Annotated in this window: 24 protein-coding genes; 7 read left to right on the top strand and 17 right to left on the bottom strand. The window is 59.8% G+C overall.

The window, feature by feature from the left end; all coding sequences use genetic code 11:
* Positions 1-5: 5 nt before the first annotated feature.
* The 7 genes from sspA to zapE all read right to left on the bottom strand — a co-directional run bounded on the left by sspA (position 6) and on the right by zapE (position 5821).
* The gene (gene sspA, locus B7L71_RS07375; protein WP_026001643.1) at positions 6-632 is read right to left on the bottom strand and encodes a stringent starvation protein SspA; all 627 of its coding nucleotides are present in this window, start codon (positions 630-632) and stop codon (positions 6-8) included.
* Between the two features lie 149 nt (positions 633-781).
* Complete coding sequence (locus B7L71_RS07370; RefSeq protein ID WP_016913503.1) at positions 782-1549, bottom strand: cytochrome c1; 768 nt, start codon at positions 1547-1549, stop codon at positions 782-784.
* Positions 1549-2808, bottom strand: a complete 1260-nt coding sequence (locus B7L71_RS07365) for a cytochrome b (protein WP_016913502.1) — start codon at positions 2806-2808, stop codon at positions 1549-1551. Before B7L71_RS07365 ends, B7L71_RS07370 begins: the two co-directional genes overlap by 1 nt.
* The gene (gene petA / locus B7L71_RS07360; protein ID WP_016913501.1) at positions 2808-3398 is read right to left on the bottom strand and encodes a ubiquinol-cytochrome c reductase iron-sulfur subunit; all 591 of its coding nucleotides are present in this window, start codon (positions 3396-3398) and stop codon (positions 2808-2810) included. Before petA ends, B7L71_RS07365 begins: the two co-directional genes overlap by 1 nt.
* A gap of 208 nt (positions 3399-3606) precedes the next feature.
* Positions 3607-3996 carry a 30S ribosomal protein S9 gene (gene rpsI / locus B7L71_RS07355; RefSeq protein ID WP_016913500.1) on the bottom strand — a complete coding sequence of 130 codons (390 nt, stop codon included), beginning with the start codon at positions 3994-3996 and terminating at the stop codon, positions 3607-3609.
* 13 nt (positions 3997-4009) lie between these two features.
* Positions 4010-4438, bottom strand: coding sequence for a 50S ribosomal protein L13 (gene rplM, locus B7L71_RS07350; protein ID WP_016913499.1), 429 nt, complete (start codon positions 4436-4438; stop codon positions 4010-4012).
* Positions 4439-4639: 201 nt separating this feature from the next.
* Positions 4640-5821, bottom strand: a complete 1182-nt coding sequence (gene zapE / locus B7L71_RS07345; RefSeq protein WP_016913498.1) for a cell division protein ZapE — start codon at positions 5819-5821, stop codon at positions 4640-4642.
* Positions 5822-6058: 237 nt separating this feature from the next.
* Between zapE and B7L71_RS07340 the strand changes: the two genes are divergently transcribed.
* A complete protein-coding gene (locus B7L71_RS07340) occupies positions 6059-6502 on the top strand; it encodes a ZapG family protein (protein WP_081137031.1) in 444 nt (147 codons plus the stop codon).
* A gap of 56 nt (positions 6503-6558) precedes the next feature.
* Here the strand turns inward: B7L71_RS07340 and B7L71_RS07335 are convergent, their stop codons facing one another.
* Entirely contained in the window at positions 6559-7320 is a 762-nt protein-coding gene (locus B7L71_RS07335) for a Nif3-like dinuclear metal center hexameric protein (RefSeq protein WP_081137029.1), read from the bottom strand.
* Positions 7321-7459: 139 nt separating this feature from the next.
* Between B7L71_RS07335 and B7L71_RS07330 the strand changes: the two genes are divergently transcribed.
* Positions 7460-8704: a Do family serine endopeptidase gene (locus tag B7L71_RS07330; RefSeq protein WP_081137027.1), complete on the top strand. Its 1245-nt coding sequence runs from the start codon at positions 7460-7462 to the stop codon at positions 8702-8704.
* A gap of 17 nt (positions 8705-8721) precedes the next feature.
* Here the strand turns inward: B7L71_RS07330 and hisD are convergent, their stop codons facing one another.
* The 9 genes from hisD to B7L71_RS07285 form a co-directional block, all read right to left on the bottom strand.
* Entirely contained in the window at positions 8722-10041 is a 1320-nt protein-coding gene (hisD, locus tag B7L71_RS07325) for a histidinol dehydrogenase (protein ID WP_081137025.1), read from the bottom strand.
* 13 nt (positions 10042-10054) lie between these two features.
* A complete protein-coding gene (gene hisG / locus B7L71_RS07320) occupies positions 10055-10708 on the bottom strand; it encodes an ATP phosphoribosyltransferase (RefSeq protein ID WP_026001641.1) in 654 nt (217 codons plus the stop codon).
* A gap of 29 nt (positions 10709-10737) precedes the next feature.
* Positions 10738-12000, bottom strand: a complete 1263-nt coding sequence (gene murA / locus B7L71_RS07315; RefSeq protein WP_081137023.1) for a UDP-N-acetylglucosamine 1-carboxyvinyltransferase — start codon at positions 11998-12000, stop codon at positions 10738-10740.
* Between the two features lie 10 nt (positions 12001-12010).
* Positions 12011-12262 (bottom strand): BolA family protein, encoded by a 252-nt coding sequence (locus B7L71_RS07310; RefSeq protein ID WP_016913491.1) that lies wholly within the window; start codon positions 12260-12262, stop codon positions 12011-12013.
* 134 nt (positions 12263-12396) lie between these two features.
* Entirely contained in the window at positions 12397-12729 is a 333-nt protein-coding gene (locus tag B7L71_RS07305) for an STAS domain-containing protein (protein ID WP_081137021.1), read from the bottom strand.
* The gene (locus tag B7L71_RS07300; protein WP_081137019.1) at positions 12726-13334 is read right to left on the bottom strand and encodes an MlaC/ttg2D family ABC transporter substrate-binding protein; all 609 of its coding nucleotides are present in this window, start codon (positions 13332-13334) and stop codon (positions 12726-12728) included. The genes B7L71_RS07305 and B7L71_RS07300 overlap by 4 nt, the downstream gene beginning before the upstream one ends.
* Before the next feature lie 83 nt (positions 13335-13417).
* Positions 13418-13882 carry an outer membrane lipid asymmetry maintenance protein MlaD gene (gene mlaD, locus B7L71_RS07295; protein ID WP_016913488.1) on the bottom strand — a complete coding sequence of 155 codons (465 nt, stop codon included), beginning with the start codon at positions 13880-13882 and terminating at the stop codon, positions 13418-13420.
* Positions 13883-13895: 13 nt separating this feature from the next.
* Positions 13896-14699, bottom strand: a complete 804-nt coding sequence (gene mlaE / locus B7L71_RS07290; RefSeq protein WP_039177449.1) for a lipid asymmetry maintenance ABC transporter permease subunit MlaE — start codon at positions 14697-14699, stop codon at positions 13896-13898.
* The gene (locus B7L71_RS07285; RefSeq protein WP_040460708.1) at positions 14700-15521 is read right to left on the bottom strand and encodes an ABC transporter ATP-binding protein; all 822 of its coding nucleotides are present in this window, start codon (positions 15519-15521) and stop codon (positions 14700-14702) included.
* Between the two features lie 231 nt (positions 15522-15752).
* Between B7L71_RS07285 and B7L71_RS07280 the strand changes: the two genes are divergently transcribed.
* The 5 genes from B7L71_RS07280 to lptB are packed head-to-tail and all read left to right on the top strand — an operon-like array spanning position 15753 to position 19169.
* Complete coding sequence (locus B7L71_RS07280; protein WP_081137017.1) at positions 15753-16739, top strand: KpsF/GutQ family sugar-phosphate isomerase; 987 nt, start codon at positions 15753-15755, stop codon at positions 16737-16739.
* Between the two features lie 34 nt (positions 16740-16773).
* Positions 16774-17316, top strand: a complete 543-nt coding sequence (locus B7L71_RS07275) for a KdsC family phosphatase (RefSeq protein WP_016913484.1) — start codon at positions 16774-16776, stop codon at positions 17314-17316.
* The gene (gene lptC / locus B7L71_RS07270; RefSeq protein ID WP_081137015.1) at positions 17317-17901 is read left to right on the top strand and encodes an LPS export ABC transporter periplasmic protein LptC; all 585 of its coding nucleotides are present in this window, start codon (positions 17317-17319) and stop codon (positions 17899-17901) included.
* Entirely contained in the window at positions 17898-18401 is a 504-nt protein-coding gene (gene lptA, locus B7L71_RS07265; protein ID WP_039177461.1) for a lipopolysaccharide transport periplasmic protein LptA, read from the top strand. The genes lptC and lptA overlap by 4 nt, the downstream gene beginning before the upstream one ends.
* 21 nt (positions 18402-18422) lie before the next feature.
* Entirely contained in the window at positions 18423-19169 is a 747-nt protein-coding gene (gene lptB / locus B7L71_RS07260) for an LPS export ABC transporter ATP-binding protein (RefSeq protein ID WP_039177787.1), read from the top strand.
* Positions 19170-19244: the final 75 nt, after the last annotated feature.

Raw genomic sequence — 19244 nt, 5'->3', positions numbered from 1 at the left:
TGAATTCAGGCGCGCATCTCTTTTTCACGCTCGTTCAAGGAGGCCTTGAACGCTTCACGCTCGAATACGCGCGACATGTAGTTCAGCAGCGGCTTCACCTGCTTCTCCGGCAGCTCGATATTGAGCTCGGGCAGACGCCAAAGGATGGGCGCCAGACAGCAATCCACCAGCGTAAACTCTTCGCTCATGAAATACGGCATATCTTCGAAGATGGGCGAAATGCCGATCAGGCTTTCGCGCAGCTCTTTACGCGCCTTGTCTGCCTCTTTCTTGCCACCCGTGCGGATCAGCTCGAGCATCGGGCACCATTCGCGTTCGATACGGTGCATCCACAGCCGACTTTGAGCACGTGCCACTGGGTAGACGGGCAACAGCGGCGGATGAGGAAAGCGCTCATCCAGATACTCCATCATGACCTTGGACTCATAGAGCACCAGATCACGATCCAGCAGCGTGGGAACACTATTGTACGGGTTGAGGTCCGCTAACTCTTCAGGTGGCTGTTCCTCAGCAACATCGACGATATCGACCGCCACTCCCTTTTCAGCCAGAACAATGCGTACACGATGACTGAAATGATCATCATTACCTGAGTAAAAGATCATTGACGACCGCTTGGCCACAACACCCATGAAAGCATCCTCGCATCAAAACAATAGACGATAGTAACACGCCCGCCGCCTTTTATGGTAAAGCGACGCAAAGCCCCTGGGGGCACATAAACAAACAAAGGGCGCACGGCTTTCGCCGTGCGCCCCGCCCACCAAGCATAGGCTAATGCTTAGTGAACATCCCGCCAGTACTCACGCTTGAGCAGGTAGGCGATCACACCAAAGATAAAGATGAAGATCAGCACCTTGGGCGCCAGTGCCTGAGCCTGCAGCTTGGAAGGCTCACCGACGTAGGCCAGGAAGTTGGTCAGGTCATAGACGGCTTCCTCGAACTCGGCAGGCTCCATGGAACCTGGCTGAGTGACTTGCAGCACTTCACAAGACTGGTACTTGCCAGACAGCGGGTCGGGCGACTGCCCTGCTACCGGCTGGTCGGTTTCCGAGCAGACCATCTCCTGAACACCCTGCAGCGGCTCCAGCACGTTGGGCATGGCCACCAGATCAAATACCGCGTTATTGACGCCCAGTGGACGGCTCGGGTCACGGTAGAAGCTCAGCAGGTAGGAGTAGATCCAGTCGGGACCGCGCAGACGACCATGCAGCGTCAGATCGGGCGGCGCAGCGCCGAACCAGCTTTCACCATCTTCCGGCAGCATGGCGATGTGCATCAGGTCGTTGTAACCCAGCGATGAAGAGAAAATCAGGTTCTCTTCGACCAGGTCCTGCGGCATGCCCAGATCATTTGCTGCACGGGAGAAGCGCTGATGCTCCAGCGAGTGACATCCCATGCAGTAGTTGACGTAGAGCTGCATACCACGCTGCAGAGACTCCTGGTCACGCAGATCCGGCGTCATGGAGTAAGGCACGTCGGGCCCTGGCGCTGCGACCGCCATCAAAGGCAGCAGCGCGAACATCAGTGCGAACAGTTGCTTTTTCATTAGCCAGTCACCCTTTCAGGAACGGGTTTAGTCTTCTCGATACTGGTGTACACCGGCATCAGAATGAAGAAGGCGAAGTAGAGCACCGTACAGATCTGGGCCACCAGCGTACGCAGCGGAGTCGCCGGAATGGCACCCAGAACACCCAGGATCACAAAGCTGATCGCAAAGATGATGAGCGCAATACGTGACAACCAGCCTTTGTAACGCATGGACTTGACCGGGCTACGATCCAACCAGGGCAGTACGAACAGAATGGCGATGGCGCCACCCATGGCCAGCACGCCCAGGAACTCGGCACGCAATCCCAGGAAGTCGAAGGTAATGGCCCGCAAGATGGCATAGAACGGCGTGAAGTACCACACCGGCGCAATGTGATCAGGCGTTACCATCGGGTTGGCTGGCTCGAAGTTGGGACGCTCGATGAAGTAACCACCCCCTTCCGGGAAGTAGAACAGCACCACCGCAAAGACGAACAGGAAGACCGCCACACCCACCAGATCCTTCACGGTGTAGTACGGATGGAAAGGAATGCCATCCAGCGGTTTGCCGGTTTCGTCTTTCTTATCCTTGATCTCGATGCCATCAGGGTTGTTGGAGCCAACTTCATGCAGGGCAATGATATGCAGCACGACCAGCGCCAGAATCACGATAGGCAGCGCCACCACATGCAGGGCAAAGAAGCGGTTCAACGTGATACCGGAAATCAGGAAGTCACCGCGGATCCACTGCGCCAGATCCGGGCCAATGCCGGGAATGGTCGCGAACAGCGAGATGATGACCTGAGCACCCCAGTAGGACATCTGACCCCAGGGCAATAGATAACCCATGAAGGCCTCTGCCATCAGCAGCAGATAGATGGCCATGCCGAAGATCCAGACCAGCTCACGCGGAGCCTTGTAAGATCCGTACATCAATGCACGGAACATATGCATGTAAATGACGACAAAGAAAGCAGAGGCGCCAGTCGAGTGCATATAGCGGATGATCCAGCCGTACTCGACGTCACGCATGATGTACTCAACGGAGCGGAAAGCGCCTTCCGCCGTGGGGTTGTAGCTCATGGTCAGCCAGACACCGGTCAGAATCTGGTTGACCAGCACCAGCAACGCCAATACACCAAAGATGTAGAGGAAGTTGAAGTTCTTCGGTGCGTAGTACTTGGTGAGGTGGTCTTGCATCATTTGCGTTGCGGGGAAGCGGTCGTCCACCCAGCGCATGATGCCGCGTTCAGCCTTGACTCGATTAGGATTACCCATTACGCGGCCTCCTCGTCTTCACCAACGATGATGTCCTCACCCTCGAAACGATAGGGCGGCACTTCAAGGTTGGTGGGTGCAGGTACGTTATTGAAGACGCGTCCGGCGAGATCGAAGTACGAACCATGGCAAGGACAGAAGAAACCGCCCGGCCAGTTGTCTGTGACTGCGGCCTCGGGCTCGGGACGGTACAGCGGAGAACAACCCAGGTGGGTACATACACCAACCATGACACCGACCTCGGGGCGCACAGAGCGCAACGGACCGGTGATATAAGCAGGCTGCTGCTCCTCCTCGGAATCCGGGTCCCGCAAGCGAGACGGGTCCAGACTCTCTGTACGCTCAATCATCTCAGGCGTACGGTTGATGATCCATACCGGCCGCCCGCGCCACTCGATGGTGACACGCTGCCCCGGTTCGAGCTTGGAAAAGTTAGCTCGAACCGGCGCACCGGCCGCCAACGCACTGGCACTAGGCTGCCAGGATGCCACAAAGGGGACCGCAACCCCGACAGCGCCCACCGCCCCCACAACGGAGGTGGCGCCCACGAGGAAACGGCGCCGGCCTTTGTTTACGCCGTTATCTGCCATTTCTGGTTTCTCCCATCAGCTTACCCGTTTCGCCGCAAAGGCGTCTTGCGGCGACGAATATCAAATACGCTCTATGTTAAAAAAACAAAGCGCTCTGCACAAGAACAACCGCCCCGGACCATGGTGGTACAGGTACTATAATTTTTTGATATTCCAATAAAAAACGCCCAGGTCCTGGACCTGGGCGTTTTTGCCGCATAGCGTAAAATTAACGCTTGGAGAACTGCGGACGACGACGCGCCTTGCGCAGACCGACTTTCTTACGCTCTACCTGACGTGCGTCACGGGTGACGTAGCCAGCGGCGCGCAGAGTCGGGCGCAGGTCTTCGTTGTAGTTCATCAGAGCACGCGTGATGCCGTGACGGATGGCGCCAGCTTGTGAAGAGCCACCACCACCTTCGACGGTCACATACACGTCGAACTGGTTGAGAGTCTCGGTCAGCTCGAGGGGCTGACGAACAACCATGCGACCGGTAACGCGACCGAAGTACTCGTCGAGCTCACGGTTGTTGACGGTGATTTTGCCGGAGCCCGGCTTCAGGAACACACGAGCGGTGGAAGTCTTGCGGCGCCCGGTACCGTAATACTGCTGTGTCATGGCGAAGATTTCCTCAGATGTTCAGTTCAAGCGGCTGCTGGGCAGCATGCGGATGCTCGGCACCGGCGTACACTTTCAACTTGGAATACATGGCGCGACCCAGCGGGCCTTTCGGCAGCATGCCCTTGACAGCAGACTCGATGATGCGCTCGGGAGCGTGATCCAGCATCTTGTCGAAGGTCATGGAGCGCAGACCGCCCGGGTAGCCAGTGTGGCGGTAGTAGGTCTTGGCCTTCGCCTTGTTACCGGTCACCTGGACTTTCTCGGCATTGATGACAACGATGTAGTCGCCGGTATCAACGTGAGGGGTAAATTCGGGCTTATGCTTGCCACGCAGGCGGCGAGCAATCTCGGTTGCCAGACGACCGAGCGTTTTGTCCGTAGCGTCGACAACATACCAGTCGCGCTGGACGGACTGCGGCTTAGCACTGAACGTCTTCATGGATGAAATCACCAGATTAAGTGTGTTGGGTAGCTAACGCTATACAGTAGCGAAGCACCATCCCTATTCTTTTTGGTTGCAGCCAGAAAACAGCTACAACGTACAGCGAGGCGGCATTCTACAGTAAGAGAGTGGACAAGTTAAGTGCCATCTTTACTTTTCTCGCACGCCCCTGGCATCGCACTCAGGCAACAGAGGCGCTCAGGGTTTGTGCGGCAGCGCCAGATACTCCCGCGACTGCATCTCCTGCAAGCGCGACAGCGTCCGCTGAAATTCAAACGTTAGCTTGCCATCACTGTAAAGCGACTCGACGGGCACTTCTGCCGACATCAAGAGCTTGACGCCCCGATCATAAAACTCGTCCACCATATTGATGAAGCGGCGCGCCTGATCGTCGCTCTTGGCATCCATGCGCGGCACATTGGCCACCAGCACGCTATGAAACTCTCGAGCAAGCTCGATATAGTCGTTCTGGCTACGCGGCCCATCGCACAGTTCGGCAAATTCGAACCAGACGACATCCTCATGAAGTCGACGCGTCTTCAATACTCGATGGTTGATTTCCAGCGGCGCGCCCTCTTCTCCCGCATGACCGGCAATCTCCTTGAAGCTGCGCGCCAGCTCCTGGTCGGCAGCCTCATCCAGCGGCGCATGGAAGATCTCCGCACGCTCCAGCGCCCGTAACCGATAATCGATGCCGGAGTCTACATTCACGACGTCACAGTGGCGATTGACCAGTTCGATGGCGGGCAGGAACCGAGCGCGCTGCAGACCATCCTTGTAGAGATCGTCGGGCACGATATTGGAGGTCGCCACCAGCACGACACCACGCTCGAACAGCGCCTCCATGAGATTGGCCAGGATCATGGCATCCGTGATGTCCTTGACGAAAAATTCGTCGAAGCAGATCACCCTGGCTTCGGTTGCAAACTTGCCGGCAATCAGCGTCAGCGGGTTCTTCTCGCCCTTGTAGTGCGTCAGCTCGTTATGCACCCGCTGCATGAACCGATGAAAGTGCGTGCGCATTTTTTCAGGGAAGGGCAAGGCGTCATAAAACGTATCCACCAGGTAGGTCTTGCCACGTCCGACCCCACCCCAAAAGTAGAGCCCCTTCACCTGGGGCACCGGGGGCTTGTCTGGCTCGCTGCGCTTGCCCAGCAGCCCCGCCATCTTCGCCTTCAAGCCTTTACTGGCGACCACTGCTTTGGGCACGGTGGTGGTGGTCGACAGCAGGTCATCGTAAAGACGCTGAAGATGCTTGACCGCCTGCTCCTGAGCCGGGTCGTATTGAAAGTCACTGCGCGTCAAATCCTGCTGATAACGCTCCAGTGGCGTCAAGCGATGGGGGTGTTCAGACGCCTGACGTGCAGATACTGATGACATTAAAATGCTCCCGCAGCGCGTAGCCAGGCGTATGCATCGACGCGCACCTGCACATCCGCCGAGCACCGGCCTGACCGATAAAAAGAGCCTAATTATACGCCGACTGAGCGCTAAGCGCATGAGCGGATTGACCCAACCAGCCGTGACGCGCCTATAATGGGGCTGACCATGCAGCCATGCGATCGGTGACGCCATGCCATCGATGACATGGCGCGCACCACTATCAGGGAGAATACCGTGGAAGCAAGCTCGCCAATCATTTTTGCCGTTGTAGGTCTCGTCGTTGGCTTTCTCATTGGCCTTGCCTGCTATCGCCTGTTCAGCAAGAGCGAGAAAGACATGGCTGCGCTGAAGCAAACGCTACTGGAGCGCGAGCACAAGATCGCGGAACTTAAAAAAGCCATGGGCAGCAGCCTGACGGGCATCCAGCAACGTCTTGACAGCATTCGTCAGGAGGCGGACCAAATCGAAGCCCAGATCGCCGACGAGGCGGCTCAATGGCAGCTCACCAGCGTCAAAGCCTCCCATCACAAAGCAGCGGCCACGGCAGAAAACGATGCCGACCTTGCCATGCCCCGCGATTACGCGGCTGGCAAGAACGGCACGCTTTCCGAAGACTTCGGGCTGAAAGAGCATCAGAAATCAGACAGCGATACGCTTGCGCAACCTCCACGCTACTGATCTACGCTCACCAGGGCGCCCCTGAGCGCCCTGGTCGCACGTCACTTTTCTCCGAGTCAGGCCGGGTTGTCGATATCCACGAAACGATGCTCGACATCGAACTGGCTCGCCAACCACTCGCCCAAGGCCTGCACCCCATAACGCTCGGTAGCATGGTGCCCTGCCGCGATGTAGTGAATACCCAGCTCACGCGCCAGATGCGTAGTGCGTTCGGAAATCTCCCCTGATACGAAGACCTGAGCACCCGCCTCGTGGGCAGCCGTGATCATGTCCTGGGCCCCACCCGTGCACCAGGCAATTCGCTCCACCGGCTCCGCTAGCGGCGCCTCGACGACCAGCGCCTGACGCTGAAGGGTGTGGCTCAATTGATCGGCCAACGTGGTCAGCGGCTGCGGCGTCACCAGACGCCCGGACCACAGCAACCCTTCGCCCAGCTCGCCGTCCAGACACCCCTCGACCTTCCATCCCAGGCGCCGCGCCAATTCGGCGTTATTGCCCAGCTCTGCATGGGCATCCAGCGGCAGGTGATACGCCAGCAAACTCATGTCGTGGTCCATCAGCGTCTTGATGCGCTTCTGCTTCATCCCGGTAATCGCTATTGGCTCGTTCTTCCAGAAATAGCCGTGATGTACCAGCACCAGATCCGCCTGCCAGGCCACCGCCTCGTCGAGCAACGCCTGGCAGGCCGTCACGCCGGTCATGACCCGCCGAACCGTCTCTCGCCCCTCGACTTGCAGGCCATTGATGGTGTAATCCTTGAATTGACCAGCGCGGAGCTGGTGGTCACATGCAGCGACGAGTTGATCGCGATGGTTCACGTGGTCTCCTTAATTGTTGCCGCTGCCCCGTGGGGAAGCGCAGCGTAAAGTGTTACCATAACCTCCATTGTAAACTCGCTGCACGTTATCGCGAACCTCGCGACCTGCTGAAGACCGCCATCCGCTGAGGAATGCTTGCATGCACCGCCTTGTGCTGCCCTATCTCTGGCCCATTACCACGGGCCTTCTGCTGGCCGCAGTCATTCTGCTGGCCTTCCCTCAACAGATTCCCAACCCGTTTCGTCAATCTCCCCCTGCCAGCGTAGAACCCCAGCCAGCGCTGGTCGCGACCAATAGCGAGTCGACGGCCAACCGGCCCGCCCCCGAAATACGCCAGGCCGCGCCACTTTCGCGTAGCCAGGGACCTGCCAGCTACGCCAACGCCGTCAACCAGGCCGCGCCAGCGGTGGTCAACATTTATTCGTCGCGCATCGTGTCGCGGGACCAGCACCCGCTGATGTCTGACCCGTTCTTCCAGCAGTTTTTCGGCGGTGACGACGCCACGACCCACCAACGCATGCTGTCCAGCCTGGGTTCCGGGGTCATCGTCAGTGATGACGGCTATGTGCTTACCAATCATCACGTGATCAGCGGCGCCGACCAGATACAAGTGGCGCTGCGCGACGGCCGCGAAACCCTGGCCCAAGTGATTGGCACCGACCCGGAAAGCGATCTGGCAGTGTTGCGCATTCAACTGGACAACCTACCTGTGATCGAACTGGCTGATTCGAAGGAAGTGGCCGTGGGCGATGTGGCGCTGGCAATAGGCAACCCCTTTGGGGTTGGCCAGACAGTGACCATGGGCATTATTAGCGCCACGGGGCGCAGCCACCTGGGGTTGAATGCCTATGAAGATTTCATCCAAACCGACGCGGCCATCAACCCGGGCAACTCAGGCGGAGCACTGGTCAACCCTGACGGTTCACTGGTAGGCATCAATACGGCGATCTTTTCACGCTCGGGAGGCTCACAGGGAATAGGCTTCGCCATTCCGGCCAACCTTGCCCACAGCATCCTTGACGAACTGGTCACCCGGGGACGGGTGATTCGCGGCTGGCTGGGCATCGAGGCTCAGGCGCTATCGCGGGAACTGGCCGCCTCGTTTGGGTTACGCACTCCCCAAGGCCTCATCGTGGCTGGCGTGGTCAGCGGCGGCCCTGCAGCGGAAGCAGGTCTTCAGCCTGGCGATGTGCTGCTCTCCATCGATGATCAGGTGATCATGGATGCACGCGCCACCATGAGCGAGATTGCCTCCATCCCACCGGGCACCAGGCTACCGCTGACCATCGTGCGCAGCGGTGAGCGCATGGAGGTCACCCTGGAAGTGGGCGAGCGCCCCGTGCCCACCAATGCGACGTCCGAAGATCGGCAGAGCGGCTCCTGAAGCCGCTCCCCCATACCTTACTTGCTGCGAATACGATACTCGGCCGAGCGTGCATGGGCCGTCAGGTATTCGCCTCGGGCGAGGACCGACGCCACTTTGCCCAGTTCGGACGCTCCTTCAGGAGAGCAGTGAATGATCGAAGAGCGCTTCTGGAAGTCATAAACCCCCAGCGGTGACGAGAAGCGCGCCGTGCCGGACGTCGGCAGTACGTGATTGGGGCCCGCGCAGTAGTCACCCAGGGCCTCCGACGTATGACGCCCCATGAAGATGGCGCCTGCATGGCGGATCTCCTCTAGCCACGCCTCGGGCTCGGCCACGGAAAGCTCCAGGTGCTCCGGCGCTATGCGGTTGATCATCTCGACGGCGTCGGCCGGGTGCTGACAGAGAATCAGCGCCCCCCGGCGCTTGAGCGAAGCACGCGCAATCTCCTCGCGCTCCAGCGTAGGCAGCAGTCGTTCGATGGAAGCCGCGACGGCATCCAGGTGCTCGGCGTGCCAACTGACCAGAATCGCCTGGGCATCTTCATCATGCTCAGCCTGGGAGAACAGATCCATGGCCAACCAATCAGGGTCGGTCTGCCCATCGGAGACCACCATGATTTCTGACGGCCCGGCAATCATGTCGATACCTACCTGCCCGAAGACCGCACGCTTGGCGGTGGCCACGTAAATATTGCCGGGGCCCACGATCTTGTCGACACGGGGTACGCTCTGGGTGCCATAAGCCAAGGCTGCAACTGCCTGCGCCCCACCGATGGTGAAGACATGATCGACACCGGCCAGGTGTGCCGCCGCCAGCACCAGATCGTTCAGCACACCGTCAGGGGTCGGCACCACCATGACGATCTCACGCACGCCAGCCACGTGGGCGGGTATCGCATTCATCAGCACCGAAGAAGGATAGGCCGCCTTGCCGCCCGGCACATAGATACCAGCGCGGTCCAGTGGCGTCACCTTTTGTCCCAGCACCGTGCCATCGGCCTCTTGATACTGCCAGGACTCCGGCTTCTGCCGCTCGTGGTAACGACGAATGCGCTCCGCTGCCACGGCCAGCGCTTCACGCTGTTCCGACGGCAGCCCCTCATACGCTGTTTTCAACTGCTCGGGCGACAGGCGCAATTGCTCCATGGAGTCGACGGCCAGCCGATCGAAGCGGTTGGTGGCATCGATGACGGCCTGATCACCGCGCTGTTTGACGTCCGCCAGTATTTCATCGACACGGGCCTGCACGGCGCTATCGGACACGCCCTCCCAGTCCAGCAGCGCATCCAGCTGACGGTGGAAGCCCGGCTCAGTGGTAGAGAGCCGAGCAATGGTGGCAGTGGTTGTCTCACTCATGGCGAACCTCGTGTCATTCGGCAGGCAGCAATTGACGTTGCTTTACGGCACTTTCCAAACGCGCCAGTAGCGGTTTGATACGATCATGCTTCATGGTCATGGCCGCCTTGTTAACTACCAGGCGGGTGCTGATATGGGCAATCAACTCCCTCGGCTCCATGCCGTTGGCACGCAGCGTATTGCCGGTATCGACGATATCGACGATCTCGTCGGCGAGGTTCATCAACGGCGCCAGCTCCATGGCGCCGTACAGCTTGATCACCTCTGCCTGAATGCCCTGCTCGGCGTAGTAGCGGCGCGCCACGTTGACGAATTTGGTCGCTACCCGGCGACGGGCTCGCGCCGGGGGCTGCCCGGTCACGCCTGCCGTCATCAGCTTGCAGCGGGCAATGTCCAGATCCAGCGGCTCGTACAGCCCCTCGGCACCATGCTCCAGCAGTACATCCTTGCCCGCCACGCCCACGTCGGCGGCCCCCAACTGTACATAGGTCGGTACATCGGTGGCGCGAATGATGACCAGCTTCACATCCGGCAGGTTGGTATCGAACAGCAGCTTGCGACTCTTGCTCAAATCTTCTGCGGGCGTAATGCCCGCATCTGCCAACAGCGGCAGCGTTTCGTCCAGAATACGCCCTTTCGAGAGGGCCAGGATCAATTGCTTACTCATGGTGTAAGGCCAATGGTTGGTCACATGGCTTAGCCGGGGATGCGACGAATCTTCGCCCCCAGCAGCTGAAGTTTTTCCTCGATGCATTCATAGCCGCGATCAATATGGTAGATGCGGTCTACCAGCGTCTCGCCTTCGGCCATCATGGCCGCGATCACCAGAGACGCCGAGGCGCGCAAGTCCGTGGCCATGACCGGCGCACCGGACAGTTTGTCGACGCCCTTGATGAGGGCAGCGTTGCCCTCCAGCACGATATTGGCCCCCATGCGATTGAGCTCTTGCACGTGCATGAAACGGTTTTCGAAGATCGTCTCCACCACGCGAGAGTGCCCTTCTGCCACCGCATTCATGGCCACGAACTGCGCCTGCATGTCGGTGGGAAATGCCGGGTAAGGCGCGGTACGAATATTGACGGCCTTGGGGCGCTTGCCATGCATATCCAGCGCGATCCAGTCGTCACCACTGGTGATCTCGGCACCGGCCTCTTCCAGCTTGGCCAGCACTGCCTCGAGGATATCGGCACGAGTACGCTTGACCTTGACGCGCCCACCGGTCATGGCAGCCGCCACCAGAAACGTTCCGGTTTCGATACGGTCCGGCATCACATCGTGTTCACAGCCGTGCAGGGAAGGCACCCCATCGATGATGATGGTATCGGTGCCATGCCCCTTGATCTTCGCGCCCATCTTGATCAGACACTCGGCAAGGTCCACGACCTCGGGCTCACGGGCAGCATTTTCAAGAACGGTACGGCCATCGGCCAGGGTCGCGGCCATCAGCAGGTTCTCGGTGCCCGTCACGGTCACCGTATCGAAGAAGATCGTGGCCCCCTTGAGGCGACCCTCTACGCGCGCACGAATATAGCCCGCTTCCACGTGGATTTCGGCACCCATGGCCTCGAGGCCACGCAGGTGCAGATCCACCGGCCGCGAGCCAATGGCACACCCACCAGGCAGCGAAACATCGGCTTTGCCGAAGTGCGCCAGCAACGGGCCCAGCACCAGAATCGAGGCGCGCATTTTCTTGACAAGCTCGTAAGGCGCATGGCACTGGGTCACTTGAGAGCCGTCCAACTGAATGCTCAGCTTCTCGCCCATGACGGGCTCGACGCCCATCCGGCCCAACAGCTCCAGCGTCGTGGTGATATCCTGCAAATGCGGCAAATTGCCGATCACCACGGGGCCATCGGCCAACAGGCTGGCACACAGAATGGGCAGCGCTGCGTTCTTGGCACCACTGGCCCACACTTCTCCGTCAACGCAACCGTTGCCGGTAATAATCAGCTTATCCATGGGCAGGCCGTTACTCAGCACTTTGCGATGCAGTTTGCCACTGCGTCGGGGTAAACGTTTTGATGCTGATAGCGTGGAGGGCACCGGACGCGATTTCATCACTCAGTGCGGCATAGACCAGCTGCTGACGCTTCACTGGTGAGAGACCTTCAAAGGCTTCGCCAACCGCAATCACCTGAAAATTGCAGCCTTCACCCTGGATGTGAAACTCACACCCATCGATGCGGGATTCAAGCAGTGCTTTGACCTCGTTGGGTTGCATAAGCCAGGAAACTCCTTTGGGGTCGAAAAGAATGTGCGGAAAAGCCACATGATAAAGAAAAGCATCACACTTGGCGATGTTGGCAGCATGACGGATAGAAGAAAGCAGCCCGCAGGCTGCTTTATGGAGAAGGATTACTGCACGGGGCTGTGCTGAGCTATCAAGGGCTCCAGCTCTGCCAGCGTCGCCAGACGCTGGAGCGGCGGCGATAGCACGATCGCGCTCACCGGCAACTGCCTGGCTTGGCTGGCTCGCAGCCACTCGAACATCACGCTCAAGGCAGCGCTACTGGCACCATCGACACCGCTGAAGTCGAACTGAACCGACGTGGCTCGGGTGGTTCGCAGCCAGCTCACTCCTGCCGCCGCCACATCGGCGGCGGCGTTCATGCTCAAGTCACCGGACACCACCAACCCATCCGGTTGCTCGGCCAGCGAGACATTCGGGCGGTCGAGCAGCGTGCTCACGCATCGCCCCCTTTCTCCAGCTCTTCGACGCCGATGTCCGGCGACCAGCCACGAATGACCGCATCGTAATCGCGATTGTTTTCACGCATGGCCTGATCGAACTGATTGCGGAACGTGAGGCCCAGGTTGATGCCATTGACGATCACGTTGACCACACGCCACTCACCATTGGCCAGCCGCAGGCTATAGGTAACCGGGTAGACCTGGCCGTTGTTGGCCACCACTTCCATATCGACGCTGGCTTGATCTTCATGACGCTGGGCACGCTGCTGACTCAACACACGCAGCTCATCGTAGTCGAAAGTCACCAGACCTCGGGTGTAGGTATCGATCAGCGTCTGGCGGAAGACATCCGCAAAGCGGCTGCGCTGCTCTGGCGTAGCGTTGCGGAAGTAACTGCCCATGACGCTGGCGCCGATGTAACGGAAATCGGCAATATCATCCAGGCTATCGTTGACCAGTGCCTTCAGCTCATCGAGGTTATTGGCGTAATAGTCTTCACGCCCGTCGATTTGCGCCATGAACTCGTCGATGTTGTTGCGAATCATCTGTTCGGGCGATTGAGATTGCGCCTTGGCCAAGGCAGGCAAGGCCATCAACAGCATGGCAAGGGCAACCCACCGGGAAAAATCACTGTCATTTTCTGCATCATTACACCTCTGTAATCTGGCACCATCACCATTGACGCTTAGTTGCTGACCATATTGGACACGAACTGCTGAATAAGTTCTTCCAACACCAGCGCGGATTGCGTATCGCGAATCGTGTCACCATCCTGTAGCACCTCCGGGGCGCCGCCCACACTCAAACCAATGTACTGCTCGCCCAGCAGCCCCGCCGTCAGAATGGCCGCCGTGGTATCCTGGGAAAGCTGGCCTTCCAGGTCACTGTTCAGGCTTAGCACTACGCGGGCGTCGTACCACTCCCGGTCCAGCTCGATGGCCTCGACACGTCCAACGGTCACGCCCGCCATGGTGACGCGGGCACGCGGCTTGAGGCCGCCGATATTGGAGAAGTTGGCTTCCAGGCGGAACGTGTCAGACGCGCCCGAAAGCGTCAAACCGCTGACTCTCAGCCCCAGAAAGACCAGGCCGATGATCCCCGCCAACATGAACAGACCAACGCCAAACTCCATGGTTTTACTGCGCTTCATGACACCACCCCAACTATTGAAGGCCGCCGAACATGACGGCGGTTAAAACGAAATCCAGCCCCAGCACCGCCAACGATGAGTACACCACCGTGCGGGTGGTCGCCCGAGAAATGCCTTCGGACGTGGGAATCAGATCATAGCCCTGGAACACGGCGATCCAGGTCACCACCAGGGCAAACACCAGGCTCTTGATCATGCCGTTACCGACATCGTTGATGAACGAGACGCTGGACTGCATGTTGCTCCAGTAGGAACCTTCGAAAACGCCCAGCCACTCGACGCCCACCAGATAGCCGCCCCAGATACCCACCACACTGAATCCCACGGTGAGAATCGGCAGCGCCACGAACCCGGCCCAAAGCCTCGGGGCCACTACGCGACGCAGCGGGTCGACGCCAATCATTTCCATGCTGGTCAACTGTTCGGTGGCCTTCATCAAACCAATTTCGGCGGTCAACGCCGAACCAGCCCGCCCTGCAAAAAGCAGCGCTGCCACCACCGGCGCCAGCTCCCGCAGCAACGACAGCGCCACCATCTGCCCCAATGCCTGCTCGGCACCAAAGTCCACCAGAATGGTGTAGCCCTGAAGCGCCAGCACCATGCCGATGAACAGCCCGGACACCAGCACGATGGCCAGAGAAAGCACGCCGACAAAATGCATTTGACGAAGCCACAGAGCCCACCCTTCACGGGAGGGCACGCCCACCGCCGACTGCGCCAGAAAAACGGCCGCGCGCCCCAGCGCTTCCACCATCTCGCATCCCTTGCGCCCCAATCGCGTGATGGGCGCTACCCACTGTAAGAGTCTTGACTGCATTTACCCTGCCCCGCTTGCTGGATCGTGACCGAGAATGTCTCGGTAAAGGGTGTTGCCAGGATAGTGAAACGGCACAGGGCCGTCCGGCTCACCATGCATGAACTGACTGACTCTGGGGTCCTCGTTGACATCCAGTGACGCCGGCGTGCCATGCGCCACCACCTGGCCATCGGCGATCAGGTAGAGATAGTCGGCAATGCTCAAGGTCTCCTTGATGTCATGGGAAACCACTACAGAGGTCAGCGACATGGCCTGGTTCAAGCGCTTGATAAGCTGCACCAGTACGCCCATGGAAATAGGGTCCTGGCCCACAAAGGGCTCATCATAGAGAATCAGCTCCGGGTCCAGCGCCACGGCCCGTGCCAGCGCCACCCGGCGGGCCATGCCCCCTGAAAGCTCGGCGGGCGACAGATGACGCGCGCCGCGCAGGCCCACGGCCTGCAGCTTCATCAACACCAGATCTCGAATCATGGTATCGGGCAGGTCGGTATGCACGCGTAGTGGAAAAGCCACGTTCTCGAAGACATCCAGATCGGAAAACAGCGCGCCACTCTGAAACAGCATGCCCATTCGTTTGCGCAGCGCAAACAGCGCCTTGCGAGACAGCCGATGCACATCCTGCCCATCGATCAGCACGCGCCCCCGATCAGGCACCAGCTGCCCACCGATCAATTTCAACAGGGTGGTCTTGCCGGTTCCGCTGGGCCCCATGATGGCAGTGACTTTGCCACGCGGAATGCTCATGCTCACGCCACGAAAGATATCGTGGTCGCCGCGGGAAAAGTACACATCTTCCACCTGGATAAAGGGCATATCCGTCATGGGCATCACACCCCTCGCTCGCTCGCCAGTGCAGGCCTTTCAGACCCACCCCGGCGGTTTAAAAAACAGTGTTTTCGAAATATTATCGAACATCGTATCCTAACGCTACCCACAGGAACAGCCACGCGCACCTGGCCTGCTGCCCAGCGCCTGCCCGCAGTTTGGCTAAAAGCCGCCGCAAGGTGTTATTCTTGAAGGCTATCAACCGTGATGACGAGAACGAGACCGACCATGCCCCAATCTCCCACCCCACCCAGCTTACTGCGTGAAAGCGCGCTGCGGACACTGCAGATAGAGCAAGCGGCCATTGGTGGTTTGCAAGCCAAGCTGGACGAGAGCTTCGACCGCGCCTGCCAGCTGATCCTGGCTTGCAAGGGTCGTGTGGTGGTGACCGGCATGGGCAAATCCGGCCATATCGCCGGCAAGCTGGCAGCCACCCTGGCCAGTACCGGCACGCCCGCGTTCTTCGTTCACCCCGGCGAAGCCAGCCACGGCGACCTCGGCATGATTACCCGGGGCGATGTGGTGCTGGCCCTGTCGAACTCGGGTGAAACCGCCGAAGTCACCGCCCTGCTGCCGCTGCTCAAGCGCCTGGGAACCCCCTTGATCAGCATGACGGGGCGCCCGGACTCCACCCTGGCACGCCATGCCGAGGCCCACCTGGACAGCGGCGTAGAGCGAGAAGCCTGCCCTCTGGATCTGGCCCCCACCAGCTCGACGACGGCAGCGCTTGCGCTGGGTGACGCGCTGGCCGTCGCACTGCTGGAAGCACGTGGCTTCACAGCCGAAGACTTCGCCCTGTCACACCCCGGCGGCAGCCTGGGCAAACGCCTGCTGCTAAGGGTACGCGACCTGATGCACGACGGCGCGCGGCTGCCTCGGGTGGCGCTGGGCAGCCCGCTGCGCGATGCCCTGCTGGAAATTACGCGCCAGGGGCTCGGCTTTACCTGTGTCATCGACAATGAGGGTCGGCTTGCCGGGGTCTATACCGACGGCGACCTGCGCCGCACGCTGGACCAGTTTCACGACCTGCGCGACGTCAAGGTAGACGACGTCATGACGCGGCCCGGCAAACGCATCGGCCCCGACGTCCTGGCGGCCGAAGCCGTGCGTATAATGGAAGATAGTCGTATCACGGCGCTGGCCGTGGTCGATGAACAGCAGCGCCCGATTGGCGCGCTGCACATGCATGACCTGCTGGCAAGCGGCGTTATCTAACCCATGATCCAATGATGGATGATACGGAGGCTCTATGGCCCTACCTGACGCACTTTTAGATCGTATACGCCGTGTAAAACTGCTGGCCCTGGACGTGGACGGCGTGCTGACCGATGGTCGCCTTTACTTCCAGGCCGACGGCGTCGAAATCAAGGCCTTTCATACCCAGGATGGCCACGGCTTGAAGCTGCTCAAGCGCGTCGGCATCCATGTCGCGCTGATTACCGGCCGTGACTCGCCCATGGTGAGCCAGCGCGCCGCAGCGCTGGGCATCAGCCATGTTCATCAAGGCTGTGAAGACAAGCTCGCCACCCTGCGTGGGCTCTGCCAGCGGCTCGGTATCACCCTGGAGCAGGTCGCCTTCTGCGGCGATGACCTCCCGGACCTGGCGCCGATCAAACGCTCGGGCATCGGCATCACCGTCCCCAACGCACCGGACTACATGCATACCCACGCCGACTGGATTACCGACCGTCTGGGCGGACATGGCGCCGTTCGCGAAATTTGCGACACGCTGCTGACCAGCCAGGGGCACTGGGACGCCGTGCTCGACACTTACCTACACGGCTCCACCTGAATGGGCATCAGGGTGAAAAAGCGCGTCTGGCTGACGGGGCTGGTCATCACCCTGGGGGGACTGCTGGTTTGGCTGGACCCCCGCGCGCCCCAGCAGCGCGAGGTAGATCCTGAGGCCCAGGCCCAAGAGCCCGGACACGTGCTGGAAAATGCCGAAATCACCCTGTTCGGTGAAGACGGCACGCTTCAGCAATCCTTGGTGGCACCGCGTCTGGTACATACCCCGCAGGCGGCCATGACCCACGTCACGTCACCACGCGCCACCCTGTTCGACAGCGAGCAGCGTGAATGGCTGGCCATTGCCGACACCGGCACCTTGAACATGGACTCCCAGGCGCTGACCCTGGCCGGATCCGCGCGCCTGCTGGCGCCGGACGAAGGCTGGCAGCTGGATACCGACCTGCTGCACTATGATGGACTGGAGCGTCATGCCTGGAGCGACACCCCTGTGGTGCTGCAGCAGCCACCTCAACGCATCGAAGCCTCACGCATGGATGTCTGGCTGGACGACAGCCGTGTCAGTTTGATCGATAACGTGCGCGGCGTGCATCCGCCCGCCCCCCAATCTTCTCAGGAGTCGCCATGAACGCCCTGCTTCGTACGGCACTGTTCGCCCTTGCCGTTCCCATGGTGGTAGGCGTACTGCCTGCCGCCGCTCAACAACAGGCCCCCGTTGAAGTGGAAGCCGACCGCCTGGACCTGGACCAACGTGCGGGCACGGCGGTCTATACCGGCAACGTCGACATTCGCCAAGGTGAAATGCAGCTGCGCGGAGAGCGTGTCGAAATTCATCGCAACGAGGCGGGCGAGCTCTCCCGGGCCGTCGCCACGGGCGAGCGTGCCTACCTGCGCAACCAGCTGGAAGACCAGACGACGCCCATGGAAGGCTGGGCGCGGCGCATCGTCTACCATGTGTCCGAGCGGCGTGTAGAGCTGATCGACCAGGCCGAACTGACCCAGCAAGGGGATCGCTTCCAGGGTGGACGGCTCGAATACTTCATTGACCGCGGGGTGGTCCAAGCACGCTCCGATGTCAGCGGCAGCGCACCGCAACGCATCCGCATGACCTTACAGCCCGAGCAATAGAGAGAGCCCCTCGTGACAGCCATCAGCCCCGACACTGCAGCGGTCAAGACGCTCCATGCACAGCATCTGGCCAAGAGTTACAAGCGCCGCCGCGTGGTCAAGGATATCAACCTGGAAATTGCCCAAGGCAGTGTCGTTGGCCTGCTAGGCCCCAACGGCGCAGGCAAGACCACCTCGTTCTACATGATCGTCGGCCTGGTGAAGGCCGATGCTGGCAAAGTGGGCATCGACGATCTCGACCTGACCCGGGCGCCGATGCATGAGCGTGCCCTGGCAGGCATCGGCTACCTGCCTCAGGAAGCATCGATCTTTCGCAAACTGTCGGTGGCCGACAATATCATGGCCATTCTGGAAACGCGTCGTGAGCTGGACCGCAGCAGCCGAGAAGCCAAGCTCGAATCTCTGCTGGAAGATTTTCACATCACCCACATTCGCGACAACCTGGGCATGAGCCTCTCGGGCGGCGAGCGGCGGCGGGTGGAAATCGCTCGCTCGCTGGCCACCGAACCTGCCTTCATTCTGCTGGATGAACCATTTGCCGGCGTCGACCCCATTTCCGTGGGCGATATCAAATCGATCATACGCGCCCTCAAGAAGCGTCATATTGGCGTCCTCATCACCGACCACAACGTGCGTGAAACTCTGGATATCTGCGATATTGCCTACATTGTTGGCGACGGACACATCATCGCCAGTGGAAACCCCCAGGAAATCCTCAATAACCAGAAGGTACGCGACGTCTATCTGGGCGCCGACTTCCGGCTTTAAACAATGGCCCACGAAGACATTTTATTTAGTGGCATGCTTATTGCACTTGCACCAAACGGAGACTCGCTCTAGGGT

Source organism: Halomonas sp. BC2, assembly GCF_002078115.1.
In the GTDB taxonomy this organism is placed as follows: Bacteria; Pseudomonadota; Gammaproteobacteria; order Pseudomonadales; family Halomonadaceae; genus Vreelandella; species Vreelandella stevensii.
Note: the sequence above shows the minus strand (reverse complement) of the source record. Positions and strands in the feature narration are given on the sequence as shown.